Below are 25203 nucleotides of genomic sequence, written 5' to 3'. Positions count from 1 at the left end.
ACATAAGAGGGTTCTCCCAGGCCACCAAGGACCCCCTGTTCCATGCCCGATGACCGTTCCGCCGCCGCCACCGCCGCCGCCTCGCCGCCGACCGTCGACGCCGACCGCCTCGCCATGCTGTCGGCGCTGGAACGCAAGGCGCTGTGGCTGTCGCACTGGATGATCCACAACGCCAACCACCTGCGCCCCAAGCACGACGGCCTCAAGGTGGGCGGACACCAGGCGTCCTGCGCCTCCATGGTGACCCTGATGACGGCGCTGTATTTCCACCTGCTGCGTCCCGAGGACCGTGTGGCGGTCAAGCCGCACGCCTCGCCGGTGTTCCACGCCATCCAGTACCTGCTGGGCCACCAGTCGGTGGACAAGATGAAGGATTTCCGCAGCCTGGGCGGCGCGCAGTCCTATCCGTCGCGCACCAAGGACACCGACGACGTGGACATCTCCACCGGCTCGGTCGGCCTGGGAGCGGCGCAGACGGTGTTCGCCTCCATCGTGCAGGACTACCTGGACGGCAAGGGCTGGAAGCGCGACTGGCCCGACGGGCGCATGATCGCACTGGTGGGCGATGCCGAACTGGACGAGGGCAACATCTACGAGGCCCTGCTGGAAGGCTGGAAGAACCACCTGCGGAACTGCTGGTGGATCATCGACTACAACCGGCAAAGCCTTGATGCAGTCGTGCGCGAGGGGCTCTATGCCCGCTTCGACGGCGTCTTCCGCGCCTTCGGGTGGGAGGTCGTGACCGTGAAATACGGCCACCGCCTGCAAGAGGCCTTCGCCCAACCCGGCGGCGACCGTTTGCGGGAGTGGATCGACGCCTGCCCCAACCAGCTTTATTCCGCGCTCACCTTCCAGGGGGGTGCTGCCTGGCGCAAGCGCCTGCTGGACGAACTGGGCGACCAGGGGCCGCTCCAGGCCTTCATCGAATCGCACTCCGACGACGACCTGCAGGCGCTGATGACCAACCTGGGCGGCCATGACCTGCCGGCCCTGCTGGAGGCGTTCGAAACCGCACCGACCGACCGGCCGGTGGTCTTCATCTGCTACACGGTGAAGGGCTACGGCACGCCGCTGGCCGGCCACAAGGACAACCACGGCGGCATCATGACGCCCGAGCAGATGGCCGCCTTCAGGCAGGCCCACCGCATCCGCGACGGCGAGGAATGGGCGCCGTTCGAGGGACTGGAGACACCGGCCGCGGAGTTGAAAACCTTTCTGAAGGACGTTCCCTTCAACGCCAAGGGCCGTCGGCGCCTCTCCGCCCCCCGCGTTTCGGTCCCGGAACGACTGACGTGGCGGCCGGCGGAGACCATGTCCACGCAGGCCGGCTTCGGCACGCTGATGGACGAACTGGGCCGGTCGAAGGACGACTATGCCACGCGCATCCTCACCACCTCGCCCGACGTGGCGTCCAACACCGGATTGACGGGCTGGATCAACCGCACCGGGCTGTTCTCGCGCCTGCCGCAGGAGGACACCTTCAAGGCCGAGAAGGTGCCCAGCATGCAGAAGTGGCAGCTTTCGCCCGAGGGCCGGCATGTGGAACTGGGCATCGCCGAGATGAACCTGTTCCTCATGCTGTCCGCCGCCGGCCTGTCGCACGACCTGTTCGGGGAGCGCCTGCTGCCCGTCGGCACGCTGTACGACCCCTTTGTCATGCGCGGGCTGGATGCCCTGAACTACGCCTGCTACCAGGACGCCCGCTTCATCCTGGCGGGCACGCCGTCCGGCGTCACGCTGGCGCCCGAGGGCGGGGCCCACCAGTCCGTCGGCACGCCGCTCATCGGCATGGCGCAGGATGGCCTCGCGGCCTTCGAACCGGCCTGGGTGGACGAACTGGAAGCCATTTTGGCCTGGAGCCTGGACTACATCCAGCGCGACGGGTCGGACCCCGCGCCGGAACACGACTGGCTGCGTGACGAGAAGGGCGGCAGCGTCTACCTGCGCCTGTCCACCCGCGGCATCGAGCAGCCGAGCCGCACGCTCGACAAACCGTTACGCGACCAGATCGTCGCCGGCGGCTACTGGCTGCGCGAGCCGACGCCGGCAACGTCGGTCGTGCTGGCCTATCAGGGGGCGGTGGCGCCCAATGTGCTGGAGGCCGCCAGCCGCATGACCACGACGCCGGGCGGCGTCGGCATCCTCTCGGTCACCTCCGCCGATCGTCTGGACGCCGGCTGGCGCGCCGCGCAACGCACCCGCCGCCGCGAAGGCGAGGGGCGGGCACGGCCGTCGCACGTGGAGCGGCTGATGGCGCGCGTGCCCCGCGACGCCCTGCTGGTGACCATCATCGACGGCCATCCGGCGACGCTCTCGTGGCTCGGCGGGGTGCGCGGCCACCGCGTGCAGGCGCTGGGGGTGGAGCACTTCGGGCAGTCGGGCAGCATCGCCGACCTGCATCACGCCTACGGCCTGGACGCCGACGCCATCGTCGCCGCCGTGGCGGAAGGCGGCCGCGGTGAAGGTTTCCGGCAGGTGTAGTCTCGGGATCGGTCTGGCCGAAAGGAAAACCGCCGCCGGAGAAGGCCCCGGCGGCGGTTTCATCGATGTTCGTCTCGGCAAGGCGCCCCACCTGGTCACGGTCCCGGCTGGCTCCCGAAGGCCCGGCGCGCATGCGCGATCGAACGCATGTGTACGATCCTTTTGGGTAAACCTGACGGGGAAGTCAAGATTTTGTTGCCGTTCCGTGACGCGGCGGCGACATGCCACAACACATGGGGCCGCGCCCGGTCAGGCGCGGCCCCATGTCGGTCTTCGGCAGTGCGAAAGATCAGCCGTTGACGGCTTCCACCAGCCGCACCTCGGGAACGAAGTGGCGCAGCATGTTCTCGATGCCGTTCTTCAGCGTCATGGTGGAGCTGGGGCAGCCCGAGCAGGACCCCTGCATGTGCAGGTAGACCACGCCGTCCTTGAAACCGCGATAGACGATGTCGCCGCCGTCGCGGGCCACCACCGGGCGGACGCGCTGGTCGATCAGTTCCTTGATCTGGGCGACGATCTCGTCGTCTTCCTCGTCGGCGGCGGCGTCACCCTGTACCGCGTCTTCGCGGATAACGGGCTGACCGCTGGTGAAGTGCTCCATGATGGCGCCCAGGACCATGGGCTTCATGACCTGCCAGTCGCGGCCTTCCTGCTTGGTGACGGTCACGAAGTCCGCCCCCAGGAACACGCCCGTCACGCCGTCGATGCCGAACAGACGGGTGGCCAGCGGCGACGGATCGGCCTCCTCGGGCGACGTGAAATCGGCCGTGCCCGCCGGCATCACCTGACGGCCCGGCAGGAACTTCAGCGTCGCGGGGTTGGGAGTCGGCTCGGTCTGGATGAACATCGTGGGGCATCCCTCTGGTACGGCGACGGCGCGGCCGGCGCTCCGGCGGGAGCGGCGCGGCGGCGCGCGCGCGTCGAATGTCTGACATCTGCGCTAGGGCAATAAATGGTCCGAAGTGCCGCGCCGGTCAAGACGGCGCTCCCGCCGGCATCAGGCCAGGCGCAGGATCTCGTCCTCGGTCAGGTTGCCCGGGACGATGGTCACCGGCACCCGGATACGGCCCGCCGCCTTGCCGGTCAGGGCGGACACCAGCGGGCCCGGACCCTCGGCCCCCGTGCCGGTCGCCAGCACCAGGACCGATATTTCGCCGTCGGTCTCCAGCAGGTCGCGCACCTCTTCCTCGGGATGGCCTTCGCGCAGGTAGAGGACCGGCGGCCGACCGGACATCTTCACGGTTTCTGCGGCGAACCGGTGCAATGTTTGCTCCGCGGCCTCGCGGTTCTCGTCGGCCATGCGCTCGCCGATGGCGGCGAAGTGGGCGAACTCGGGCGGCTCGATGATCTTGAGCAGCGCCACCACGCCGCCCGTCGCGCGCGCCCGTGCCGACGCGTACAGCAGGGCCGCGCCCATCTCCTCGGATTCGTCGACGACCACCAGGAAGGTGCGCGGCCGCCCTCCCTTGTTTCCGACCAGGGATGCGGCCTCGCCCGTGGGGGCGCCGTCGGTGGTGAAGGCGTCGGACATCGTGGAAACCCTTAAACAGAGGCTCAGGTCTTGCGGAAGACCAGCCCGGCCAGCCAGCCCGCCGCCACCGCCACAAGAATGGCGGCCAATCCATATAGGACGGACTGGGTGTAGGCGAAATGGAAGATTTCAGCCCCGATGCCCACCTTGCTGATGACCAGCGGCGTGATCTCGGCCGAAACGACTTCGCCGTCGCGCACCAGGTAGACCTCCACCATGTAGGTCCCGGTGGGCACGTTGGAGGGGAAGTAAAGCTCCGACCGAAACAGGCGGTTGGCCAGCGTGCGCACGCCGCCCTCCCGCTCCTGATAGAGGCCCGTGTCCACCTTCAGCCGCACCAGCGCCTCGCGAAAGGCCTCGCGGGCGGCGGGCGCCATGCCCTCGGTGCCCGGGGCCCGGAAGTCCAGGTGCCGGAAGCCAATGCGGTGGCGCTCGCGCAGCTCCGGCGGCAGGAAGTCGAGCAGTGGCCGGCTGGCCGCGATCTTGTAGAAGCTGGGCACGCCCTCGAAGGTGACCGACTCCACGTTGGCCCAGATGACCCCCGCGAGCTTGTCCTTGCGGCGGACGACCACTTCCTGCTCGGGCCCGCGCACCACCAGCACCACGTCGCCGGGCGCGTCGGTGGCGCCGAACAGAAGCACGTCGGTGCCGGCGAAGCCGGTGGTGATGGCCACCAGGTGCTTGGACAGGTCGGCCACAAGCGGCTGCTCGACCGCCTTGGCCGCCATGGCCCCCAGCCACAAGGACAGCGCCACGCAGGCCGCCGTGGCGGCGGCGCGCAGGGGGCTCAAGCGGCGAAAGGCGGCGAAGCGGCGGGGCATGGGCTCCGTCGGGCGGTGGCGGTCGGTTCCTTGAGTCATAGGGTTTCCGCGCCCGCCACGCCAGAGGGATTCTCTGTATGCGCCCGTCTTCGTGTGTTGCCCGGCGTTACGGCTTGAGGAAGCCGACCTTTTCGTAGACCTCGTCGATGACCGGCTCGGAGATGGCGCGCGCCCGCTCCATGCCCCGGTGCAGCACGGCGTCGATCTGGGCCGGGTCGTCCAGCAGCTCGCGCATCCGTGCGTTGATGGGCGCCAGGTGCTCGACCGCAACTTCGGTCAGAATGCCCTTGAACTCGCTGAAGGGTTTGCCGCCCACCTCGGCGATGGCCTGGGCGCGGTCGATGTCGCGCAGCGCGGCGTAGATGCCCACCAGGTTGGCGGCCTCGGGCCGGCTGTCCAGGCCGTCCAGGCTTTCCGGCAGGGGCTCGGGGTCGGTCTTGGCCTTGCGGATCTTCTGGGCGATGGTGTCGGCGCTGTCGGTCATGTTGATGCGCGAAAAGTCGCTTTCCGCGGACTTCGACATCTTCTTGGTGCCGTCGCGCAAGCTCATGACGCGGGTCGCCGAGCCGAAGATCAGCGGCTCGGGCAGGGGGAAGACCTCGGCCTCGAAGTCGTTGTTGAACTTCTGGGCAATGTCGCGCGACAGCTCCAGGTGCTGCTTCTGGTCCTCGCCGACGGGCACATGGGTGGCCTTGTAGGACAGGATGTCGGCGGCCATGAGGTTGGGATAGGCGTACAGGCCGACACTCGCGTTCTCGCGGTGCTTGCCGGCCTTTTCCTTGAACTGCGTCATGCGGTTCAGCCAGCCGATGCGGGCGACGCAGTTGAACACCCACGCCAGCTGCGCGTGCGCCGGCACGGCGGACTGGTTGAACAGTACGTGCTTTTCGGGGTCGATGCCGGCGGCGATGAACGACGCGGTGACCTCGCGGGTGGCCTTCTTCAGCTCGGCGGGGTCCTGCCAGACGGTGATGGCGTGCATGTCGACGACGCAGAAGATGCACTCGTACTCGTTCTGCAGCCGCACCCAGTTGCGGATGGCGCCCAGGTAGTTGCCGAGATGCAGGTTGCCGGTGGGCTGAACGCCCGAAAAGATGCGCTTCATGATGGAGTGTGATCCGTCTGGCTGTTGAAGACACCGGCGGGTGGAAGGCCGGCCCGCGATGGAGGTAGCCGAGGCGGGCGCGGCCGTCAATGGCGGTGGGGGTGCATTGCGGTCGGCGCGCGGCGGGTGTATATACAGATGTATGGGCAGGTGCCGAAGGGGGGAGCGGTGCTGGAACGGATCCAGTGAACGGACTTCGAATGGGACGAGCGAAAGAACGCCGCGAACAAAACCAAGTACGGCCTCTCCTCCGAGACCGCCGCGCTGCTGTTCGATAAGGGCGTTCTGGTGAAGGCCGATGACCGGCAGGACTATGGCGAGGACCGCTTTATCGCCACCGGCTGCATCGAAGGCCGTTTCGTGACGCTCGTCTTCACCATCCGCGAACCCAATGTCTGCCGGATCATCTCGGCGAGAGGAGCCAGCCGTGACGAACGAGAAACGTATCAGCAGGCACGCCTTGAAAAGGGCTGATCCCGACGAACTGCGGGCCCTTGACGCCCAGTCCGAAGAGGATATCGCGCGGGCCGTCGCCGACAATCCCGACGCGCCGCCGCTGCGGTCCAAGGAATGGTGGGCAGACGCGGATTACGTCGAGCCCCGCCCGAAGACCCCTGTCTCGCTGCGCCTGGATACGGACATCGTGGAGCATTTCAAAGCTCAGGGCCCCGGCTACCAGACGCGGATCAACGCGGTGCTCCGCAAGTTCGTGGAGCATGACAGGAAGGCGAGCTAGACGCGATACGCATCCGAAATACCCCCGTCCCGCCACCATCCCATCGCAATTGCGCCACATTCGCGGGCCATCTTAACGTCAGGTCCTTCCCCCGGACCTCTTCTCCCGGCCGGGCATGCCCCTCGATCCGGCCGGAGCCGCAGCGTGGCGGCCGGCGCCTCCCCTCCTCTCCCCTCCGGCGCCGGCCGCTTCCGCTTCCGTTTCCGCCTGCGCGTCCATAACTTTCGGCGGGACAAGCCGCCCGTCGTCGCCTATCCTCCCGCCCCATGACCGACCAAGCCTTTGACGCAGCGGAATTCGCAGGGGAAAACCTCGTCTGCATCCGTGGCGAGCGCATCGTGTTCGCGGACCTGTCCTTCTCGCTGGGCCCCGGCGAGGCGCTGCTGCTGCTCGGCCCCAACGGCAGCGGCAAGTCCAGCCTGCTGCGCATGATGGCGGGCCTGCTGCGCCCCTCGGCCGGGCAGTTGACCTGGGGCGGCGAGCCCGTCGCCGACGACCCCGAGGCGCACGGCGGGCGCAGCCGCTACATCGGTCACCACGACGCCATCAAGCCGGTGCTCACGGTCCACGAAAACGTCGCCTTCTGGTCGCGCCTGTGGGCCGGCGACGGGTCGCGCGAAACCGTTGAAAAGGCCCTGGACGCCTTTTCCATCGGCCACCTGCTGGAGGTGCCGGGCCGCTGGCTGTCGGCCGGGCAGAAGCGCCGCGTGAACCTGTCGCGCCTGCTGGCCGCCCCGGCGCCGCTGTGGCTGCTGGACGAGCCGACCACCGCGCTCGACCGCGCCACCGTCGCCACAGTGGAACACCTGCTGGCCGAGCACCGCGCGCGCGGCGGCATGGTCGTTCTGTCCACCCACACCGACGTCTCCCTGCCGGGCGCGAAGGTGCTGCAGATGGACGATTTCGCCGTCGACCCCGCGCTGTCGGGCCTGGATGCGGAAATGGCGGTCGCCGAGGACGAGCCCTGGACCGAGGGGGTGCGCCCGTGAGCGGTTTCCTCGCCGTCGTCCGCCGCGACCTGCGCCTCGCCCTGCGCCAGGGCTCCGACAGCATGATGGTGGTCACCTTCTTCGTGCTGACCGTCGTTCTGTTCCCCTTCGGGATCGGACCCGAGCCCGGCATCCTGGAGCGCGTCGCCGCCGGCGTGCTGTGGGTGACGGCCCTGCTGGCCTCCATGCTGTCCCTCGACCGGCTGTTCCAGACCGATTACGAGGACGGCAGCCTGGACCTCATCACCCGCAGCCCCCAGCCCCTGTCGGTGCTGGTGCTGGGCAAGGTCGCCGCGCACTGGCTGACCACCGGCCTGCCGCTGCTGGCCGCGGCCCCGCTGCTGGCGGTGCTGCTGAACATGAACGCCGACGGTTTCGGCGTTCTGGTGGTTGCCTTCGCGCTGGGAACGCCTACCTTGTCGCTCATCGGCGCCGTGGGCGCCGCGCTTGTGCTGGGCGCGAGGCGGGGCGGTGTTCTCCTTTCGCTCCTGGTTCTGCCGCTCTATATCCCGGTCCTGGTCTTCGGGGTGTCCGCCGTCGACGCCGCCATCATGGACCTGCCGTTCAAGGCGCAGTTGCTGATCCTGGGCGGCTTTCTGCTGGGCGCCGCGGCGCTGTGCCCCTGGGCCACGGCGGCGGCGCTGCGCCAGGCGGTGGAATAGGCCCGGCGCCGGCGCGCGGATACGGTTTGGTGAATTGACGGGTGTGCGCCGAATTGACAATGGTTAAGGTGACGTTCAGGCGTCATCCTCTAATGTACGGCTCACGCCGGGCCGAAAGACTGGACACGCGGCACCCCCTCACGCAGGCCGCAGGGCCGCGTGACGCATGACAGAGAGCACCATGCATCGCTTCGCCAATCCCAACCGATTTCTCAAGCTGGCCAACGCCATCCTGCCGTGGGCGGCGGGGCTGACGGTGATCCTCACCCTGGCCGGGCTGTACTACGCGCTGGTCGCCTCGCCCGAGGACTACCAGCAGGGCGCGACGGTGCGCATCATGTACGTGCATGTGCCGGCGGCCTGGATGGCGCTGTTCGTCTACACCGCCATCGCGGTGGCGAGCGCGGTGGCGCTGATCTGGAAGCATCCCGTCTCCGACCTGTTTGCCAAGGCCTCGGCCCCCGTCGGCGCGGCGTTCACCTTCATCGCGCTGGTCACCGGCGCGCTGTGGGGCAAGCCCATGTGGGGCACCTGGTGGGTGTGGGATGCGCGCCTGACCAGCATGCTGATCCTGTTCTTCCTCTACCTCGGCCACATGGCGCTGATGAACGCCTTCGACGATCCGCAGCGCGGGTACAAGGCGGCCGCCGTGCTGGCGCTGGTGGGCGTGGTGAACGTGCCGATCATCAAGTTTTCCGTCGACTGGTGGAACACCCTCCACCAGCCGGCCAGCGTGGCGCGCATGGACGGCCCGGCCATCGATCCCGCCATGCTGACCCCGCTGTTCCTCATGGCGTTCGCCTTCAAGGCCTACTACATCACGGTCGCGCTTCTGCGCATGCGCGGCGAGATCGCCGAGGCCAAGGTGCGCGCCATATCCATGAGCCAGGTGCACGGCTGAAGGCGCCCCGCACCACGGCTTGACGGGCTGACGAGACAGACAAGAAGCGAGTTGGAAACGTGCAAGAGTTCCTGGACATGGGCGGGTATGCCGGCTTCGTCTGGCCGTCCTACATCATCACCTTCGGTCTTCTCGCGCTCGTCTTCGCCCTGACCTGGCGCCTGCTGAAGACCAGTGAACGCCGCCTGGAGGCCCTGCAGGCCGCCCGCGGCCGGCGCCCGCGCGGCAAGCGCGGCGCAGGCCCGGCCGCCCCGGCACAGAGCCAGAGCCAGCCCCAGGCGCGCGAGACCGAGAAGGCGCCCGCCGGCGCCGCAGGAGAGAGCCGATGACCCGCAAGAAGCGCCGCATGTATCTGATCGGGGCCGGCATGGCGATGCTGTTCGCCGCCGCCGGCCTGGTGCTGACCGCCTTCCAGGACAACCTGGTGTTTTTCTACAGTCCGTCCGACCTTCAGGAGAAGACGGTCGAGGCCGACCAGAGGTTCCGCCTGGGCGGCATGGTCGAGGAAGGCACGGTGAAGAAGTCCGGCGAAATGGTGCGCTTCAACGTCACCGACTACGCCGCCTCCACGCCGGTGGTCTTCAGCGGCATCCTGCCCGACCTGTTCCGCGAGGGGCAGGGCGTGGTGGCCGAGGGCACCATCGGCGCCGACGGCGTCTTCGTCGCCCAGGAAGTGCTCGCCAAGCACGACGAGAACTACATGCCGCCGGAAGTCGCCGACGCCCTGGCCGAGAGCGACCCGGACTGGAAAAAGAAGCTGGGCCGCACCGCCGAGGGTGTCGATCCCGCCCAGGCCACCAACTGACGCAATGCTTGCCGGCGCGACCGCCCCCTGATACGGGCGGCGCGCCGCCTTAACGGACACGGGATGCGAAGCGATGATCGCTGAACTCGGCCATTACGCCCTGGTGCTGGCGTTCATGGTGTCGCTGGTGCAGTCCAGCGTGCCCCTGATCGGCGCCCAGCGCGGCGACGCGGTGATGATGGACCTGGCCCGGCCGGCGTCCATCGCCATGTTCCTGCTGGTGGGCACGTCCTTCGGGGCGCTGACCTATTCCTACGTCGTCAGCGACTTCTCGGTCATCAACGTGGCCCAGAACTCCCACACCGACAAGCCGATGCTCTACAAGATCAGCGGCGTGTGGGGGAACCACGAGGGGTCGCTGCTGCTGTGGATCACCATCCTGGTGACCTATTCGGTGGCGGTGGCCTTCTTCGGCCGCAACCTGCCGCCGGCCCTGCGCGCCCGCACGCTGGCGGTGCAGGGCATGATCACCGGCGGCTTCCTGCTGTTCATCCTGCTGACCTCCAATCCCTTCCTGCGGCTGGACCCGGCGCCAATCGACGGCAACGGCCTGAACCCGCTGCTGCAGGACCCCGGCCTCGCCTTCCATCCGCCCATGCTGTACCTGGGCTATGTCGGCTTCTCCATGGCGTTCTCCTTCGCCGTCGCCGCCCTGATCGAGGGCAAGGTGGATGCCGCCTGGGCGCGCTGGGTGCGGCCCTGGACCCTGCTGGCCTGGACGTTCCTGACGCTTGGCATCGCGCTGGGGTCGTGGTGGGCGTATTACGAACTCGGCTGGGGCGGCTGGTGGTACTGGGACCCGGTCGAGAACGCCTCGTTCATGCCCTGGCTGGCCGGCACGGCGCTGCTGCATTCCGCCGTCGTCGTGGAAAAGCGCGACGCGCTGAAAAGCTGGACCATCCTGCTCGCCATCCTGACCTTCGGCCTGTCGCTGCTGGGCACCTTCCTGGTGCGCTCGGGCATCATCACCAGCGTCCATGCCTTTGCCAGCGACCCGACGCGCGGCATGTTCATTCTGCTGCTTATGGGCGTGTCCCTGGGCGGGGCGCTGCTGCTTTACGCCCTGCGCGCGCCGGACCTGAAGGGCGGCGGCCTGTTCGCCCCCATCTCGCGGGAAGGGTCGCTGCTGCTCAACAACCTGCTGATGGCGACCGCCACGGCGACCGTGCTGCTGGGCACGCTGTATCCCGTGTTCGCCGACGCGCTGAACCTGGGCAAGGTCACCGTCGGCCCGCCGTTCTTCAACGCCGTCTTCGTGCCGCTGATGATCCCGCTGGTCATCGCCATGGGCTTCGGCCCCATGCTGAGCTGGAAGCGCGGCGACCTGGCCGGCGCGCTCAGCCGCCTCAAGGCCGCCGCCGGTGCCGCGCTACTGGCCTTCGGGCTGGCCTGGGTGCTGGCCGGCGGTGCGCTGGACGACGTGCTGGCCGCCTTCGGCTTCGGCCTGGCCGTCTGGCTGCTGGTGGCGACGCTGGTGGAACTGGCGGAGCGCGTGAAGCTGTTCAAGGCGCCGCTGGCCGAGTCGGGCCGCCGCTTCGCCCGCCTGCCGCGCGCCGCCTTCGGCATGACGCTGGCCCACCTCGGCATGGCGTTCATCGTCGCGGGCGTCACCGCCGCCTCGGCCTACAAGCAGGAAAGCGTGCAGGTCATGGTGGCCGGCCAGACCATCACGGTCGCGGGATACGAGTTCACCTTCCAGGGCGCCGAGCGCGTGGAAGGCCCGAACTATTCGGCCGTGAAGGGGCACTTCGGCGTCACCAAGGACGGCGAGCCCATCGCGCAGCTCGACCCCGAGAAGCGCGAGTACACCAGCCCGCCCATGCCCACCACCGAGGCCGCCATCCACACCAACGGCTGGGCCGACCTCTACGCCGTCGTGGGCGACCCCAACGAGGACGGGCCGGGCTTCGTCACCCGCATCTACTTCGAGCCGCTGGTGCCCTTCCTGTGGTACGGCTCGGGGCTGATGGCGCTGGGCGGCTTCGTCTCGCTGACCGACCGCCGCCACCGCGTCGGCGCGCCGACGCGCCGCAAGGTGGCCGCCGCCACCGCCGGGGCCAAGCCGGCCAGCGCCTGAACGACAGCCTAGGACCGACCGACCATGTCCGAGACCAACACGCAGACCGCCGACGCGCCCCAGCAGGAGCCCAAGGGCTCCGGCTGGGGCAAGCGCCTGGTCTTCATCGCGCCGACCCTGGTGTTCCTGGTGCTGATCGGCTTCTTCGTGAAGCAGCTGGGCGAAAACCCCGCCGAGCTGCCCAGCGTGCTCATCGACCGCCCGGTGCCCGAATTCGCGCTGGAGCCCCTGCCGGGCCGCGGCAAGCCGCTGACGTCGGAGTCCCTCAAAGGCGACGTCAGCTTGGTCAACATCTTCGGCTCGTGGTGCGTCGCCTGTCAGGTGGAGCACCCCTTCCTGATGCAGATCAAGGAAAGCGGCTTCGTCCCCATCCACGGCATCGACTGGCGCGAGAAGGACCCGCGCGACGGCATGCGCTGGCTGCAGAAGTACGGCGACCCCTATGACCACGTCGGCCTGGACCCGGACAGCAAGGTCGCGGTGGACTTCGGCGTCACCGGCGCGCCGGAAACCTTCGTCGTCGATAAGCAGGGCGTCATCCGCTACAAGCACATCGGCCCCGTCAATGCCGAGGTGTGGGAAAAGACGCTCAAGCCCCTGATCGAAAAGCTGCGCACGTCATGAGCATGAACCGCCTCCGCACCCTGGCCGCCGCCGCCGCCCTGTCCGTCACCGTCGCCGTCGCGCTTCCGGCGGGGGCGGTGCTGCCCGACGAGATGCTGGACGATCCCAAGCTGGAAGAGCGCGCCCGCGAGGTCTCGCGGAACCTGCGCTGCGTGGTCTGCCAGAACGAAAGCATCGATGCCTCCAACGCCGAACTGGCGCGCGACATGCGCCTGATCGTGCGCGATCGCATCGCCGCCGGCGACACCAACGAAGAGGTCCTGCAGTTCATGGTCGACCGCTACGGCGACTACGTGCTGCTGGAGCCGCCCTTCAAGGCGTCGACCTATGCGCTGTGGTTCGGTCCGGCGATCTTCCTGCTGCTGGCGGCGGGTGCCGGCTATGCCTACTACCGCAGCCGCACCGGCGGCGTTCCGGCGGAGACCGTGCGGCCCGCAGGCCTCAGTGCCGAGGAACGCGCCCGCCTGGACGCGCTGCTGCGCGACGACACCGACACTTCCTCCAAGAGCTAGAGCCGAGCCCCCATCGTGATCGCCTTCTGGATTGCCCTCGCGCTCATCACCGGCGCCGTCATCCTCCTGCTCGTCATGCCGCTGCTGCGCCGGCCCCAGGGCCCGGTGGACCAGGCGACCTATGACCTGGCCGTCTACAAGGACCAGCTGAAGGAGGTGGACCGCGACCGCGAGCGCGGCCTGCTCAGCGACGAGGAAGCCGCCGCCGCCCGCCTGGAGATCGAGCGCCGCATCCTGGCCGCCGCGCCTGTGGAAAAGGCACCGGTCACCGCCAAGGGCAAGAAGGCCAAGGACCGCAAGGCCGCACAGGCCGCCGGCCCGCAGCCCCTGTCGGGGTGGGCGCGGGTGGCCGGCATCGCCTCGGTCATCATCGTGCCGGCCGGGGCGCTGGCCATGTACATCTACCTGGGCACGCCCGGCATGCCCGACCAGCCGCACGCAGAGCGCATGGCCGAGCGCATGGACATGGACCAGCGCGCCGCCGACGAGATGGTCCAGCTGACCGAGCAACTGGCCGAGCGCCTGGAGGCCGAGCCCGACAACCCGCAGGGCTGGGCCATGCTGGGCCGCTCCTACGCCGCGCTGGGCCGCTACGACGCCGCCCTGCGCGCCTTCCGGCAGGCGGTGGAGCGCGGCCAGACCGACCCCGACACCTGGGCGGCCCTGGGGGAGGCGCATGTGGCGTCCCAGCAGGGCACCGTCACGCCGCAGGCCGCCGTCGCCTTCCGCAACGCGCTGTCCAAGAGCCGCCAGGACCCGCGCTCGCGCTACTACATGGGCCTGTTCCAGTTGCAGCAGGGCGAGCCCCGCACGGCCATCGCCATCTGGCGCGACCTGGAGGCCGAAAGCCCCGCCGACGCGCCGTGGATGCCCATGATCCAGGACGCCATCCGGCAGGCGGCCATGCAGAACAGCATTCCGCCCATCGGTGTCGGCCCGGTCCATCCGCTCGACCTGCCCGGCGAGGGCACCGAAGCCGCCGCCCTTCCGGAAGGGCAGGGCGGCGACGACACCGCGCCGGAACCGCGCGCCGAAGTGCCGGAGGCCGGTGCGGAGGACGCCGATCCGGGTGCCGGGATGCGCGCCCAGGCCGACGCCGAGCGCGCCCAGCGCGGCGGCGGCTTTACCGCCGAAGAGCAGGAGATGATCCAGGGCATGGTTTCGGGCCTGGCCGAGCGCCTGGAGGAGAACCCCGAGGACGTGGACGGCTGGCTGCGTCTCGGCCGCGCCTATCTGGTGCTCCAGCAGCCGCAGGACGCGGTCGACGCCTACCAGCGCGCCGTCGACCAGGACCCCGACAACCTCGACGCCCTGCGCGGTCTCGCCAACGCCCAGGCCTCGACGGCCCAGGTGGAGGGCCTGACGCGCCCGGACGCCGCCTTCTACGACACCCTGCGCGCCATCCTGGCCGTGGAACCCGCCGACGTCGCCGCGCTCAAGCTGCTGGGCGAGAACGCCGCCACCGCCGGCGAGACGGACGAGGCACGCGACTACTGGACCCGCCTGCGCGACGCGCTGCCCGAAGGCTCTCCCGACCGGGCCGAGGTGGAGCGCCGCCTCGACCAGTTGGGCAGCTGACGTCCGCATGGACCTGCCCACGACGGCGACCGCCTTCGGCGCGGCAGCGGCCCTGTTCGGCCTGTCCGTCTGGCTGGACCGCCGCCCCTACGTGCCGGGAAAGCCGTGGCGCTTCCCGGCCCGGCTGGTGATGGCGCTGTCGCTGCTGGTCATGCTGGTGCTGGGCGCCCACATCGTCAGCCTGGTGACGGGCAAACCGTTCACCGGGCGCGCGGGGTTCTAGGCTGTTCTTACCCGCCATTCCTGCGAAAGAGGGTGTCAAGAAATCGGCTGACTGCCAGAAGAGGCGTCGCAAGGGCGGCTGACGGAGTGCGTGGGCCCCTGCTTTTGCAGGAGCGACGGATTTCTTAAGATACTGTCCTAGAACAAAAAATCACCCGTCATTCCTGCGAAAGCAGGAATCCACATACGGTGCTGGCCATTCTGCCGCGCTCCCTCTGGTGAACGTCCACCGATTTCTTTACAGCCTCGAAAGCAGGACTCCACTCCCGCTGTCGGCCAGAGGGGCGCGCAGGCGCGTCGGGCCGCCCTCGGCGCCCCACCGACCGCCGCTGCCGTCCCCAGGTTCGCGGGGGAGCGCGAGGGCGAGGCCGGGCCTTTCCCTCGCACCCTGGACCGTCCGCGGCGCCTTATACCGGGTGACACTTGAAATCGTACACTTGTCGCCCGGCAAGGCCGACCGGCCGCCGCGCCTTATGGCGCGTGAGCCTGCGTGGCGAATGAACGCAGCCTCGATGATTTCAATCATCGAGGCGTATTACTCAGGCGCGTCGGCCGGCGGCGGCGGGCTGGGCGCGATGTCGGCCTGCTTGGGATCGGCGGGTGTCGCCGACATGCCAGTCTCGGGCGTGCGGCCGGCGGAAGGGTGGTTGCGCTTGCGCGCCGCCCGTTTCTGCTCCAGGGCCCGCAGCATGATCTCGCGCTGGCTCTCGCGGCGCTCCGCCCGATGGAAGCGGCTGAGTTCGCGGTTGACCCGCTTGATGGCGCCGACAAAGGCCTGTTCCTTCAGCGAAAAGCCGCGCTCGGAGGGCGGCTCCTTGCCCTTGCCGCGGGCCTGCCGGCGCTGCTGACGGCTTTGGGTGCGGGCCTTGTCGCGCAGCTCCCGCAGGCGCTGCTGCCGGTCCTTGAGCGCCGTCTGGTCCAGGTCGCAGATGTGCGGGTAGTGGGTGGCGCGCACGACGTCGAACTCGTCGTTGCCAAGCACGCGCCGTTCCTCGCGCTGGGTAATGCTCATGGGGCTCCACCTCCGTTGCCGATGTCCGCTCAACGCCCGGCGCCCCGGCCGGCGTTGAAGGCGCGAACGGCGGATCCCTCCTCCGAAAAAACGGGCGAAGCGCCGCCGCGCCCCGCCCCGTCTTCGCTTATTCGGCTCATCGCGCGGCATGATGCCGCCCGGCCTCAGCCCATGTCGGTCAGGAACCGCCGCATCTGCAGCACCGGCAGGTCGGCGCGGTTCTGATAGTTCTGGGCCTTGCGGTTGAAGTCCATGTAGCTGTCGTGCACCCGCGCCGTCAGCTCGTCGCGCGCGCGCAGCTCGGTGAGGATCTCCTTGGTGGCGCCGGCGAGCGCCTGGAGGATCTCGTCGTTGAAGGTGCGGACCTCGACCTCGGGGTATTCCTTCTTCATGCGGTCGAAGACGTCGATGTTGTGATAGGTGAAGTCGGCCAGGCTTTCGCCCGCCGAGGCCTGCGCGGCGCGCTGGATGATCGCCTTCAGGTCGTCGTCCAGGGCGTCGTACCGTTCCTTGTTGACGGTCACCTCAAGGGCCGGACCGGGCTCGTGGAAGGCGGGCATATAGTAGTACTTGGCCGCCTTCTGAAGCCCAAAAGAGATATCGAGCCAGGGGCTCACCCACTCGGCGGCGTCCACCGCACCGGACATCAGCGACGGCATGATCTCGCCCGGCGGGGTCAGCGTCACCGCCGCGCCCAGGCGCCGCATGGCCTCGCCGCCCAGGCCGGCGATGCGCATCTTCAGGCCCTTGATGTCGTCCAGCGTGTTGATTTCCTTCTTGAACCAGCCGCCGGCCTGGACGCCCGAGTTGCCGGCGTAGAAGGGCTTGACGCCGAACGGCGCGTACACCTCGTCCCACAGTTCCTGACCGCCCCCGAAGTACAGCCAGCCCGACAGCTCCCACGCCATCAGGCCGAAGGGGATGGTGGAGAAGAAGTTCAGCGTCGGCGTCTTGCCGACCCAGTAGTAGGGCGTGGAGTGCGCCATCTGGGCGGTGTCGCTCTGCACCGCGTCCAGAGCCTCCAGCGGCGGCACCAACTCGCCGGCCGAGAACAGGCGCACCGACAGGCGACCGTCGCTCATGGCGGTGACGTAGTCGGCGAAGCGCTGGGCATTCACGCCCACGCCCGGCGCGTTGCGCGGCCAGGTCGTCACCAGTTTCCATTCCTGCTTGCCCTGGGCATAGGCCGGGGCGGCCAGGGTTCCGGCGCCGGTGGCGGCAACGCCGGCGACGGCGGCGCCGGTCAGGAAATCACGTCGTTTCATGGTGGATCATGCCCTCTTGGCTGGGTCGTCTCTCAAGCAAGCTCCCGGCCCCGACCGGGTGCAAAAGAGTAACAACCGTGATGGACCGATGCCATTGGAAAAAATAAACTTTCGCGACGTACCCGCACGCGCGGATCAGGATTGCCGGCGGGGCAGGATCAGCCACACCCAGGCCGCCACCTGCAGCACCACCACCGCCCCGATGGCCGCGCCGTAGGCCTCGGCCGGATAGCGGCCTTCCGCATCCGCCGGCCACAGATCGATGATGGCGCCCATGCCCCACTGGAAGGCGAAGGCGGCAATGAACATGGTCAGGTTGACGCTGGTGTTGCTGCGCCCCGCCAGCGCCGTCGAGAACTGGCGCGACAGCACGGCGTAGCAGAGGATGCCGACCGTCCCGAGGAACCCGAAGGCCATCCACAGGGGCAGGGGCGCCGCCGTCCAGCCGACAGCCACCAGCACTTCGGTGCCGATGAAGCCCGCCATGCACACCGCCACCACCGTCAGCGTGCTCACGCCCAGCCGGCCCAGGCGCTCGGCGATCAGGCCGATGCCGATCTGGCCGCAGACCATGGCGACGGCGATGAACAGAAGCACGGTCGCCGCCTCGCCCTTGGGCAGCCCGGCCACGTCGCGCAGCCAGGGGCCGGCCCACAGGCCCTGAATCGCCATGAAACCGCCCTGGTTCATGGCCACCGCGGGCGCCACCCGCCAGAAGGCGCGGCTCTTGAAGATCACCCCCAGCTTGCCCAGCGCCTGGGGCAGCGTCTCCTCGGGCACGTCGGCGGGCCGTTTCCTGTCCGGAACGACGGCCCACAGGATGACGGCGGCGGCGACGGTCGCCAGCGCAAGCACGCCGAACACGGGCCGCCAGCCGATGGCCTCCACCGCCCATTCGGTGGGCGCGGTCGCGGCCAGGGCGCCGACGCCGCCCGAGGCGACGACGATGCCGTTGACCACCGGCAGCTTGTCCAGCGGGAACCACTGGGTCATGGCCTTGAGCGCCGCCATCAGGCAGGCCGCCACACCCAGCCCGATCAGCGCGCGGGCGGCAACCAGGGCACCGACGCTGTCGGCCACGGCGAACAGCCCGGCGCCGATGGCGGCGAAGATCAGCAACACGCCTTCCACCTTGCGCGGGCCCAGGCGGTCCAGCGCCAGGCCGATAGGCAACTGGGCCGCGGCGAAGGCCAGGAAGTAGGCGCTGGTCAGAAGCCCCAGGTCACCGGCCGTCAGCCCCACGTCCTCGCGCAGGTAGGGCGCGATGACGGCGTTGACGGAACGGAACAGGTAGCTCAGGAAATACCCGAGCGCGAACGGCAGGAAAACCCGCGCGATCACCCCGCGCAGGGACAGTGTCTCGTGGCCGTTTGCGGCGGTGGTCAAGGGCTTGGCGTTCCGGTCGGGGTGAGGGTGCGGCTGACTAAAGCACGGGGTTTCCCCTTTCGCATAGGGCCACTTCTCCCGTCGAAGAGGCGGCGCCTGCCCCATTTCGCCGGCCGCACAGGAACCCTATGTTTAAGGAAATACGGATATGACGACAGGGGATCATCGGTGAGCCTGACCCGGGAAAGCATCCGCGACGGGATCCTGCAGGACATGCTGGAGCGCAGCGGCGTCTCCATCCACGTGACGACCGAGGAGGAACGCCATGCCTCCATCGCCGCCATGCTGGGCGGGCGCGGCACACCGGCAGAGGACGTGTGGGTGTTCGGCTACGGGTCGCTCATGTGGAACCCGGCCTTTCACCATGCCGAGCAACGCCTGGGCACGCTACCCGGCTGGCACCGCCGCTTCTGCCTGTGGACGCCGCTCGGCCGGGGCTCGCCGGACAATCCGGGGCTGGTGCTCGGCCTGGACAACGGCGGCTCGTGCCGCGGCGTCGCGTTCCGCATCCGGGCGGCGCAGGCGTGGGAGGAACTGGACATCGTCTGGCGCCGCGAGATGGTCTCCGACGGCTACACCCCCCGATGGGCGACGGTGCGCACCGATGCCGGACCGGTGCGCGCCATCGCCTTCACCATCAACCACGGCGCCCCGCGCTACGCCGGCAAGCTGGCCCTGGAGGACGCCGCCCGCGTCATCGCCCACGCCGAGGGCGGCCTGGGCTCCTGCGCCGAATACCTGATGTCCACCGTCGACCACCTGGACGAGATGGGCATCCCCGACCGCCGCCTTCACGCCCTGAGGGACCGCGTGAAGGCCCTGCTGCAGGCCCGGCCCCGCACGGCCGGCGCCGCCTGACCCGCTTGCGATGGAGGCCGCCATGGACCCCTGGCTGATCGGATGCCTGGCCGTCGTCGGCAGCCTTCTGGTGCTGGCCGTGGCGGGGCTGGTGCTCATCGACGTCGGCTTCCGCCCCGATCGCGTGGCTCCCGACACCCTGCCGTCGGACCTGGGGATGGCCTACGCGTCGGTGGAACTGACGGCGGTCAACGGCAAGCGGCTCGCCGCCTGGTACATCCCGGCCCCGGACGGCGTGAGGCGCCCGGCCCCGGCCCTGGCGGTGCTGCACGGGTGGGGGTCGAACAGCGCCCAGCTGTTGCCGGTGGTCGCGCCCCTGCACCGGGCCGGCTATGCCCTGCTGATGGTCGACAGCCGCTGCCACGGCGGCAGCGACCGCGACACCTTCGCCAGCATGCCCCGCTTCGCCGAGGATCTGGCGGCGGCCGTGGACTGGCTGCGCACCGAACCCGAGATCGACCGCGACCGCATCGCCATCCTGGGCCACAGCCTGGGCGCGAGCGCATCCCTCCTGCTGGCGTCGCGGCGGTCGGACCTGGTGGGGGTGGTCGCCATTTCCGCCTTCGCCGACCCGGAAACCACCATGCGCCGCTTCATGGAGCGCGTGCGCGTACCCTACCGCCCCATCGGCTGGCTGGTGAATCGCTACGTGGAATGGCGCATCGGCTGGCGCTTCCGTGACATCGCGCCGCGCAACACCATCCGCCGCGCCCAGGCGCCGGTGCTGCTGCTGCACGGCGAGACCGACCGCGTGGTGCCCGTCTCCGACGCCTACGCCATCCATGCCAACCGCCGCACCGACGAGGACGTGAGCCTCATCGTCTACACCCGCTGCGACCACGACAGCGTCGACCGCATCGAAGCCGCGGCACCGCATATCCTGTCGTTCCTGGCCCGTGTCACCGGCGGCGGACCGCGCCCTGAAACGCATGTGCGGGAGGCCGAGCCGGCGGCCTGACGGGCGGGAGGCCTTGCGCTGGCGCGTAATGGGACTCTTGCGAGGGGCGCGGCTCCTCGCGCTTCCGGTCGGCGCCGCGCTCCTACGCCCCCGTTCCCGTCGCCTTGGGCAGCAGCACGTAGTACCGTCCGGTACTCTTCATGCGGCCGGCGTGCTCCAGCGCGGCCTCGCCGGTGCCCCAGAAAAAGTCGCCGCGCACCTGGCCCCTGATGGCCGAGCCGGTGTCCTGGGCGACCATGAGGCGTTGCAGCGGGCGGCCGTCGGGGTCGACCGTGTCCAGCCACAGCGGCGTGCCATAGGCGATGAAGCGCGGGTCCACGGCCATCGACCGGCGCGGGGTCAGCGGCACGCCCTGGGCGCCGATGGGGCCGGCGCCGGTGATCTCGCGGAAGAAGATGTAGCGCGGGTTGGCCTGCATCACCGAATCCGCCTGGTCGGGATTGGCCTTCAGCCAGGCGCGGATGTCCTGCATGGAGGCCTTGCCCGGCTCCACCAGTCCGCGGTCGAGCATCACCCGGCCGATGCCGACGAAACCCCAGCCGTTGTTGCCGGCATAGCCGATGCGCGTGGTCGAGCCGTCGGGCAGGGCGACGCGGCCCGAGCCCTGGATATGCAGGACGTGCAGGTCGACAGGGTTTTCCGCCCACAGCAGCACCGGCGCCCGGCCTTCCAGCGCGCCGGTTTCGATCTCGGCGCGGGTCCAGTAGCGCACCAGCCGGCCGTCCTCCACCCGGCCCACCAGGCGCGTCGACGGCAGGCTGTCGTCGAACGCCGCCGGATTGATGGTCACCAGATCCTGGGGCACGCCGTAGACCGGCGTCTGGTAAGCACCGCCGCGCTCCCGCGCCGCCTTCAGTTCGGCTTCGTAATAACCCGTGAAGGTGCCGGGCGTGGCCGGGCCGCCGTCGTCTTCCTCCTTGGCGGGATCGGCGACGGCGTAGGGCGCGAATTCCTCCGTCAGCACCCGGCGCAGGGCCGCGTCGTCGCCCTCGGGCACGGCCAGCAGGGCGGCGCAGGCCTCGCGCCAGGCATCGGCACCCGGCCACAGGCCCCTCGACGGCTCGGCAAGGCCCGAGGGCGCGCTGTCGGGCCAGGCATTGCGCCCGGCCATGCGCTCGCAACTGCGGTCCAGGGCCGGCAGCGCCTCGGCCACCGGGTCGGCGCCGAAGCCGGGCAGGGCGTCGAAGGAGACCCGCGTCAGCACCGCCGTCGGCGGGCCCTCGGCGGTCGGTTCGGGAGCCGGGCGTTCGCCGCAGGCGGCGAGGGCGGCGGCGAGGCCGGCAACGGCCGCCACCCGCCGGACGGCGGTGGGCAGCCGGAGGGACGGGGCGGCGGCGGGATGACGCATTCTGGGGAATCCGCTCAAGCGAACGGCCGCGGCCAGGGCCGCGGCCGATGAAGGAAGAAGGGTGGGGCGGCACAGGCTTGCCGTGCCGCCGGCCGGATCACTCCGGCGCGGTGGTGGCGACCAGCTTCCAGTTGGGATCGCGGCTGGTGACGTCGCGGGCGAACGTCCACACGTCGGTCACGTCCGTCGGGTGCTTTTCGTCGCCCTCGATCACGTTGCCGTCGGCGTCCAGCACCATGTTCAGCTGCTCGGACTGGAACAGCACGGTCACCATCGCGTCGTCGCCGCGCATGGCAGCCTCGCGGATCTCCAGCTTGGTGATGCCGAGGATGCGCGTTTCCATGGTCTCGCCGGCGGCGGCGCGCTGGTCGATGGCCCCGGCGAAGCCCTGATAGACCTCGTCGGCCAGCAGCGGCTGCAGCGTCTCCTTGTCGCCCTTGGCGTAGGCCTCGACGATCATTTCGAAGGCGGCACGGGCGCCGCGCAGGAAGCCGTTGGGCTCGAACGACGGATCGCGGGCGTGGATGGCGCGGATGCCATCCTCCTGCGGTGTCCCTTCATAGGACCCCAGGTCCAGCTCCTCGGGCTCGGGCGCCTGCTGGCCGCGGCCGGGCAGTTCTATGACGTTGCCGCGTTCCTCGGCGGGCGATTCGCGCCGGCTCATGCCCATGCGTTCTTCGGCGCGGCGACGGCGTGACTCCTCGTCGCCGGTGCGGCGGCCGAGCACGCTGCGCAGGCGCAGAATGAGGAATCCCGCGACGAGCGCGAGGAAAATGATGTCGACGAACTGAATACCCTGGCTCATATGTCCGTTGCCGCTCCATCGTCGGGGCTGGACCCAAGTGCTTCCCTACGCTACATGGGACGGGCCGGGATAACAAAGCAAAGTCGTCCGCGACAGTCCGATGTTTGCGGCGGGGCAAGCGGTCCCTCCGTACATAAGCCGCGAAGGGACGCAGGGCAAGCATGCCACTCATTCTTCTGGTGCTTTTCATCGCCGTTCCCGTCATCGAGATCGGCGTCTTCATCCAGGTCGGCGGGCTGATCGGCCTGTGGCCGACGCTGGGCATCGTCATCCTGACCGCCGTGGCGGGCACGGCGCTGCTGAAACAGCAGGGCCTGGCCGTCATGCGCCGCGCCCAGGACAGCCTGAACCGGGGCGAGATGCCCCTGCGCGAGGTGTTCGACGGCGCCTGCCTGTTGTTTGCAGGGGCGCTGCTGCTCACCCCGGGGTTCGTCACCGACGCGACGGGACTGCTGCTGTTCCTGCCGCCATTCCGCGACGCCCTGCGCCGGACGATCGTCCCGGCGCTGGTCAAGCGGGGCAAGATGCACTACAGCGCCACCTATACCGACGCCTCGGGCCACCACCACCACCGCCAGTCCGGCGGCGGGGCCTTCGGTGCCGACGGGCCGGGCACGCCGGGCAGCGGGGCGGAGATAGACGGCGACTACCGCGATGTCACCCCCGGCCGGCCCGAGGGCGAAGTGGGCCACCGCGACGGCGACCGCGACGACGCGCCGCCGCCCGAGGACATGCCGCCGCGCCCCGGTCCGCCCCGCTCCTGACGGTGCCGGCCTACCCCGTTGCCTGTGGGGTGCGGGCGTGCTAGGCCTTCGGCAACACATCGACCTCAGGGAGACCGAGTTTCATGGCAGAGGAAAATGGCGCCGCCGGCGCGGCCGGCGACCAGCAGCAGCAGGAACAGCGTCCGGGCCTGTCCATCGCCGGGCAGTACATCAAGGACCTGTCCTTCGAGGTGCCGGGCGCGCCGCAGATCTTCAGCGAGATGAAGAAGGCGCCGGAGATTCCCATCAGCGTCGACGTGCAGGCCCGCCACCTGGGCGGCAACCACTTCGAGGTGACCACCCACTTCGACATCAAGGCCACCGTCGAGGGCAAGCCGGGCTTCGTGATGGAACTGGTCTACGGCGCCGTCGTCCAGTGCACGGCGCCGAAGGAACACGTCCAGCCCATGCTGCTGATCGAGGCCCCGCGCCTGATGTTCCCGTTCGCCCGCAACCTGATTTCCGAGGTGACGCGCGACGGCGGCTTCCCGCCGCTGATGCTGCAGCCCATCGACTTCGTGCAGCTCTACCGCGAGCGCATCGCCGCCGCCAAGGCCCAGCAGGAAGGCGAGGGCGCGCAGGGCGAGAAGACCGAGGGCGACGACGGCAACCAGACCGCCTGATCGACCTCCGGCGCACCGCCAGACGTGAAAAGCCCGGCCCCCGACGCGGCGGCCGGGCTTTTTCTTTGGCCGGCATCCGCGCCCGCCAGCGGCCGCCCCTGCAAAAATCATCGGCGGCGCCGCCACACAAAAGGAAAGAGCGGACACCGCACCGGCATCCGCTCTCCTCTCTCGCCTCGGTCTTGCGCCGCCGGATCAGGTCCCGGTGGCGGCGGGGGGCGTGCTTTCCTTGTCGTCGGGCTTGGCCTTGGGCTCAGAGGTCTTGAGCGGCGAGACCGCCGCCGACGACGGGCCGGCGGTGCCGGACGCCTTGCGGTCGCCGTCCTCCAGCAGATCCAGCGTGCCGGCCAGGCGGCCGCCGTTCTCCACCTCCAGCGCGCCATAGCGCACGGTGCCCGAGATGCGGCCCGTGCTGCGCACCAGCAGGCGGTCGCGCACCGTCAGGTTGCCGTCGAACGAGCCGGCGACTTCGGCGGTGTCCACCGTTACCTTGCCGCTGAACACGCCGCCCTTGGCGATGGCGATGTGGTGGCTGTCCATCTCGGCTTCGATGGTGCCTTCCACGACCAGCGTGTCGCAGGCCGCGATCTCGCCCTTCAGCTTTATATTGGGTCCGACGATGAGGGTGTTTTCCGTCGAGCGCCGGTCCTCCGCCGGGGGCGCGGCGGGGGTGGCCGCCGCCGGCTGGGCCTGTTCACCGGCGGCCGGCTCGGCCGGAGAGGGGGACGACGGGTCCGCGCCGCCCTCGGGCTGCAGCCACGACGGGCGGGCCGATCCTTCGACCGGCTTTCCGCCGACCGTGGGGCCGCCGGGGCGCGGCGGATAGGGGTTGGTGCCCGACCCCGCCGGCTGGGCCGGGGACGCGGACGACGACCGCGGCTCCTCGGCGCCGGACTGCGAGCCGGTGTTGGAGTGATGATCCCTGCGAATCAACGACCGCATTGCCAAAGCCTCCTGCCATGGATTGAAAGCCGCACCAGACTACCTGTCCCAGCCCGCCGATTCTGTGACAAGGATGGGGCAATATGCCGCCGAAAGTTCGGCGCGACTCGGCAGAATCCTTTGCTTTTTCGATGAATGTAGAAGCCTCCGGCGGCGCCGTTGCGCAAGCCCGCCCAAGCGGCCATACTGGACCCTCAC

26 protein-coding genes and 1 pseudogene are annotated in these 25203 nt (G+C 69.5%); 17 read left to right on the top strand and 10 right to left on the bottom strand.

What is annotated here, in order from left to right; translation table 11 throughout:
• Nucleotides 1–42 precede the first annotated feature (42 nt).
• Nucleotides 43–2481, top strand: coding sequence for a pyruvate dehydrogenase E1 component (locus tag C882_RS05125; RefSeq protein WP_009539492.1), 2439 nt, complete (start codon nt 43–45; stop codon nt 2479–2481).
• 289 nt (nt 2482–2770) lie between these two features.
• Here the strand turns inward: C882_RS05125 and C882_RS05120 are convergent, their stop codons facing one another.
• The 4 genes from C882_RS05120 to trpS all read right to left on the bottom strand — a co-directional run bounded on the left by C882_RS05120 (nt 2771) and on the right by trpS (nt 5938).
• Complete coding sequence (locus C882_RS05120) at nt 2771–3328, bottom strand: NifU family protein (protein WP_009539491.1); 558 nt, start codon at nt 3326–3328, stop codon at nt 2771–2773.
• 150 nt (nt 3329–3478) lie between these two features.
• The gene (locus C882_RS05115; RefSeq protein ID WP_009539490.1) at nt 3479–4012 is read right to left on the bottom strand and encodes a universal stress protein; all 534 of its coding nucleotides are present in this window, start codon (nt 4010–4012) and stop codon (nt 3479–3481) included.
• 23 nt (nt 4013–4035) lie between these two features.
• Complete coding sequence (locus C882_RS05110; protein ID WP_009539489.1) at nt 4036–4872, bottom strand: TIGR02186 family protein; 837 nt, start codon at nt 4870–4872, stop codon at nt 4036–4038.
• Between the two features lie 67 nt (nt 4873–4939).
• On the bottom strand, nt 4940–5938 hold the full coding sequence (gene trpS, locus C882_RS05105; protein WP_009539488.1) for a tryptophan--tRNA ligase: 999 nt from the start codon (nt 5936–5938) through the stop codon (nt 4940–4942).
• 261 nt (nt 5939–6199) lie between these two features.
• Between trpS and C882_RS05100 the strand changes: the two are divergent.
• The 12 genes and pseudogenes from C882_RS05100 to C882_RS05045 form a co-directional block, all read left to right on the top strand.
• Nucleotides 6200–6412 (top strand): annotated as a pseudogene (locus C882_RS05100) (BrnT family toxin); the annotation flags it as partial.
• Nucleotides 6366–6674, top strand: a complete 309-nt coding sequence (locus tag C882_RS05095) for a BrnA antitoxin family protein (RefSeq protein ID WP_009539486.1) — start codon at nt 6366–6368, stop codon at nt 6672–6674. The pseudogene C882_RS05100 and the gene C882_RS05095, both read left to right, overlap by 47 nt.
• 266 nt (nt 6675–6940) lie before the next feature.
• Nucleotides 6941–7663, top strand: coding sequence for a heme ABC exporter ATP-binding protein CcmA (ccmA, locus tag C882_RS05090; RefSeq protein ID WP_009539485.1), 723 nt, complete (start codon nt 6941–6943; stop codon nt 7661–7663).
• Nucleotides 7660–8325 (top strand): heme exporter protein CcmB, encoded by a 666-nt coding sequence (gene ccmB / locus C882_RS05085; protein ID WP_009539484.1) that lies wholly within the window; start codon nt 7660–7662, stop codon nt 8323–8325. The genes ccmA and ccmB overlap by 4 nt, the downstream gene beginning before the upstream one ends.
• A gap of 181 nt (nt 8326–8506) precedes the next feature.
• Entirely contained in the window at nt 8507–9226 is a 720-nt protein-coding gene (locus C882_RS05080) for a heme ABC transporter permease (protein ID WP_009539483.1), read from the top strand.
• A 59-nt stretch (nt 9227–9285) separates the two neighbouring features.
• Nucleotides 9286–9555 (top strand): heme exporter protein CcmD, encoded by a 270-nt coding sequence (ccmD, locus tag C882_RS05075; RefSeq protein ID WP_009539482.1) that lies wholly within the window; start codon nt 9286–9288, stop codon nt 9553–9555.
• Nucleotides 9552–10031 (top strand): cytochrome c maturation protein CcmE, encoded by a 480-nt coding sequence (gene ccmE / locus C882_RS05070; RefSeq protein WP_009539481.1) that lies wholly within the window; start codon nt 9552–9554, stop codon nt 10029–10031. Before ccmD ends, ccmE begins: the two co-directional genes overlap by 4 nt.
• 73 nt (nt 10032–10104) lie before the next feature.
• On the top strand, nt 10105–12108 hold the full coding sequence (locus C882_RS05065; protein WP_009539480.1) for a heme lyase CcmF/NrfE family subunit: 2004 nt from the start codon (nt 10105–10107) through the stop codon (nt 12106–12108).
• A gap of 24 nt (nt 12109–12132) precedes the next feature.
• Nucleotides 12133–12732: a DsbE family thiol:disulfide interchange protein gene (locus C882_RS05060; protein ID WP_009539479.1), complete on the top strand. Its 600-nt coding sequence runs from the start codon at nt 12133–12135 to the stop codon at nt 12730–12732.
• Complete coding sequence (locus C882_RS05055; RefSeq protein ID WP_009539478.1) at nt 12729–13244, top strand: cytochrome c-type biogenesis protein; 516 nt, start codon at nt 12729–12731, stop codon at nt 13242–13244. The genes C882_RS05060 and C882_RS05055 overlap by 4 nt, the downstream gene beginning before the upstream one ends.
• Nucleotides 13245–13259: 15 nt before the next feature.
• The gene (gene ccmI / locus C882_RS05050) at nt 13260–14822 is read left to right on the top strand and encodes a c-type cytochrome biogenesis protein CcmI (RefSeq protein ID WP_009539477.1); all 1563 of its coding nucleotides are present in this window, start codon (nt 13260–13262) and stop codon (nt 14820–14822) included.
• A 7-nt stretch (nt 14823–14829) separates the two neighbouring features.
• A complete protein-coding gene (locus C882_RS05045) occupies nt 14830–15045 on the top strand; it encodes a hypothetical protein (RefSeq protein ID WP_009539476.1) in 216 nt (71 codons plus the stop codon).
• Nucleotides 15046–15579: 534 nt separating this feature from the next.
• Here C882_RS05045 and C882_RS05040 read toward each other — a convergent pair.
• The 3 genes from C882_RS05040 to C882_RS05030 form a co-directional block, all read right to left on the bottom strand.
• Entirely contained in the window at nt 15580–16056 is a 477-nt protein-coding gene (locus tag C882_RS05040; RefSeq protein WP_009539475.1) for a hypothetical protein, read from the bottom strand.
• 164 nt (nt 16057–16220) lie between these two features.
• A complete protein-coding gene (locus C882_RS05035) occupies nt 16221–17321 on the bottom strand; it encodes a TRAP transporter substrate-binding protein (protein WP_009539474.1) in 1101 nt (366 codons plus the stop codon).
• Between the two features lie 135 nt (nt 17322–17456).
• Nucleotides 17457–18707 carry an MFS transporter gene (locus C882_RS05030; protein ID WP_009539473.1) on the bottom strand — a complete coding sequence of 417 codons (1251 nt, stop codon included), beginning with the start codon at nt 18705–18707 and terminating at the stop codon, nt 17457–17459.
• 168 nt (nt 18708–18875) lie between these two features.
• Here C882_RS05030 and C882_RS05025 point away from each other — a divergent pair, with 168 nt between their 5' ends.
• Together C882_RS05025 and C882_RS05020 are read left to right on the top strand one after the other, a co-directional pair.
• Entirely contained in the window at nt 18876–19565 is a 690-nt protein-coding gene (locus tag C882_RS05025) for a gamma-glutamylcyclotransferase (RefSeq protein ID WP_009539472.1), read from the top strand.
• 22 nt (nt 19566–19587) lie between these two features.
• Nucleotides 19588–20523, top strand: a complete 936-nt coding sequence (locus C882_RS05020) for an alpha/beta hydrolase family protein (RefSeq protein WP_083875688.1) — start codon at nt 19588–19590, stop codon at nt 20521–20523.
• A gap of 82 nt (nt 20524–20605) precedes the next feature.
• On the opposite strand, the gene mltA is transcribed toward C882_RS05020, so the two are convergent.
• A complete protein-coding gene (gene mltA / locus C882_RS05015) occupies nt 20606–21871 on the bottom strand; it encodes a murein transglycosylase A (protein WP_009539470.1) in 1266 nt (421 codons plus the stop codon).
• A 97-nt stretch (nt 21872–21968) separates the two neighbouring features.
• Nucleotides 21969–22676, bottom strand: coding sequence for a Tim44/TimA family putative adaptor protein (locus tag C882_RS05010; RefSeq protein ID WP_009539469.1), 708 nt, complete (start codon nt 22674–22676; stop codon nt 21969–21971).
• 161 nt (nt 22677–22837) lie between these two features.
• On the opposite strand from C882_RS05010, the gene C882_RS05005 reads away from it, so the two are divergent.
• Together C882_RS05005 and secB are read left to right on the top strand one after the other, a co-directional pair.
• Entirely contained in the window at nt 22838–23440 is a 603-nt protein-coding gene (locus C882_RS05005; RefSeq protein WP_009539468.1) for an FxsA family protein, read from the top strand.
• 83 nt (nt 23441–23523) lie between these two features.
• Nucleotides 23524–24063 (top strand): protein-export chaperone SecB, encoded by a 540-nt coding sequence (secB, locus tag C882_RS05000; RefSeq protein WP_009539467.1) that lies wholly within the window; start codon nt 23524–23526, stop codon nt 24061–24063.
• A gap of 195 nt (nt 24064–24258) precedes the next feature.
• Here the strand turns inward: secB and C882_RS04995 are convergent, their stop codons facing one another.
• Nucleotides 24259–25005 (bottom strand): bactofilin family protein, encoded by a 747-nt coding sequence (locus C882_RS04995; protein WP_009539466.1) that lies wholly within the window; start codon nt 25003–25005, stop codon nt 24259–24261.
• Between the last annotated feature and the right edge of the window lie 198 nt (nt 25006–25203).

It is taken from the genome of Caenispirillum salinarum AK4 (assembly GCF_000315795.1).
Lineage (GTDB): Bacteria > Pseudomonadota > Alphaproteobacteria > Rhodospirillales > Rhodospirillaceae > Caenispirillum > Caenispirillum salinarum.
This window is presented reverse-complemented; position numbering and strand designations above follow the sequence as displayed.

Excerpts from the sequence above, each read along its gene's own strand:
- ccmA (WP_009539485.1), top strand. The coding sequence starts at position 6,941 with ATGACCGACCAAGCCTTTGACGCAGCGGAATTCGCAGGGGAAAACCTC.
- C882_RS04995 (WP_009539466.1), bottom strand. The coding sequence starts at position 25,005 with ATGCGGTCGTTGATTCGCAGGGATCATCACTCCAACACCGGCTCGCAG.
- C882_RS05080 (WP_009539483.1), top strand. The coding sequence starts at position 8,507 with ATGCATCGCTTCGCCAATCCCAACCGATTTCTCAAGCTGGCCAACGCC.
- C882_RS05055 (WP_009539478.1), top strand. The coding sequence starts at position 12,729 with ATGAGCATGAACCGCCTCCGCACCCTGGCCGCCGCCGCCGCCCTGTCC.
- trpS (WP_009539488.1), bottom strand. The coding sequence starts at position 5,938 with ATGAAGCGCATCTTTTCGGGCGTTCAGCCCACCGGCAACCTGCATCTC.
- C882_RS05110 (WP_009539489.1), bottom strand. The coding sequence starts at position 4,872 with ATGACTCAAGGAACCGACCGCCACCGCCCGACGGAGCCCATGCCCCGC.
- C882_RS05020 (WP_083875688.1), top strand. The coding sequence starts at position 19,588 with ATGGACCCCTGGCTGATCGGATGCCTGGCCGTCGTCGGCAGCCTTCTG.
- C882_RS05125 (WP_009539492.1), top strand. The coding sequence starts at position 43 with ATGCCCGATGACCGTTCCGCCGCCGCCACCGCCGCCGCCTCGCCGCCG.
- C882_RS05120 (WP_009539491.1), bottom strand. The coding sequence starts at position 3,328 with ATGTTCATCCAGACCGAGCCGACTCCCAACCCCGCGACGCTGAAGTTC.
- C882_RS05045 (WP_009539476.1), top strand. The coding sequence starts at position 14,830 with ATGGACCTGCCCACGACGGCGACCGCCTTCGGCGCGGCAGCGGCCCTG.
- C882_RS05035 (WP_009539474.1), bottom strand. The coding sequence starts at position 17,321 with ATGAAACGACGTGATTTCCTGACCGGCGCCGCCGTCGCCGGCGTTGCC.
- C882_RS05040 (WP_009539475.1), bottom strand. The coding sequence starts at position 16,056 with ATGAGCATTACCCAGCGCGAGGAACGGCGCGTGCTTGGCAACGACGAG.
- C882_RS05060 (WP_009539479.1), top strand. The coding sequence starts at position 12,133 with ATGTCCGAGACCAACACGCAGACCGCCGACGCGCCCCAGCAGGAGCCC.
- C882_RS05005 (WP_009539468.1), top strand. The coding sequence starts at position 22,838 with ATGCCACTCATTCTTCTGGTGCTTTTCATCGCCGTTCCCGTCATCGAG.
- C882_RS05010 (WP_009539469.1), bottom strand. The coding sequence starts at position 22,676 with ATGAGCCAGGGTATTCAGTTCGTCGACATCATTTTCCTCGCGCTCGTC.
- C882_RS05115 (WP_009539490.1), bottom strand. The coding sequence starts at position 4,012 with ATGTCCGACGCCTTCACCACCGACGGCGCCCCCACGGGCGAGGCCGCA.
- C882_RS05065 (WP_009539480.1), top strand. The coding sequence starts at position 10,105 with ATGATCGCTGAACTCGGCCATTACGCCCTGGTGCTGGCGTTCATGGTG.
- secB (WP_009539467.1), top strand. The coding sequence starts at position 23,524 with ATGGCAGAGGAAAATGGCGCCGCCGGCGCGGCCGGCGACCAGCAGCAG.
- mltA (WP_009539470.1), bottom strand. The coding sequence starts at position 21,871 with ATGCGTCATCCCGCCGCCGCCCCGTCCCTCCGGCTGCCCACCGCCGTC.
- ccmE (WP_009539481.1), top strand. The coding sequence starts at position 9,552 with ATGACCCGCAAGAAGCGCCGCATGTATCTGATCGGGGCCGGCATGGCG.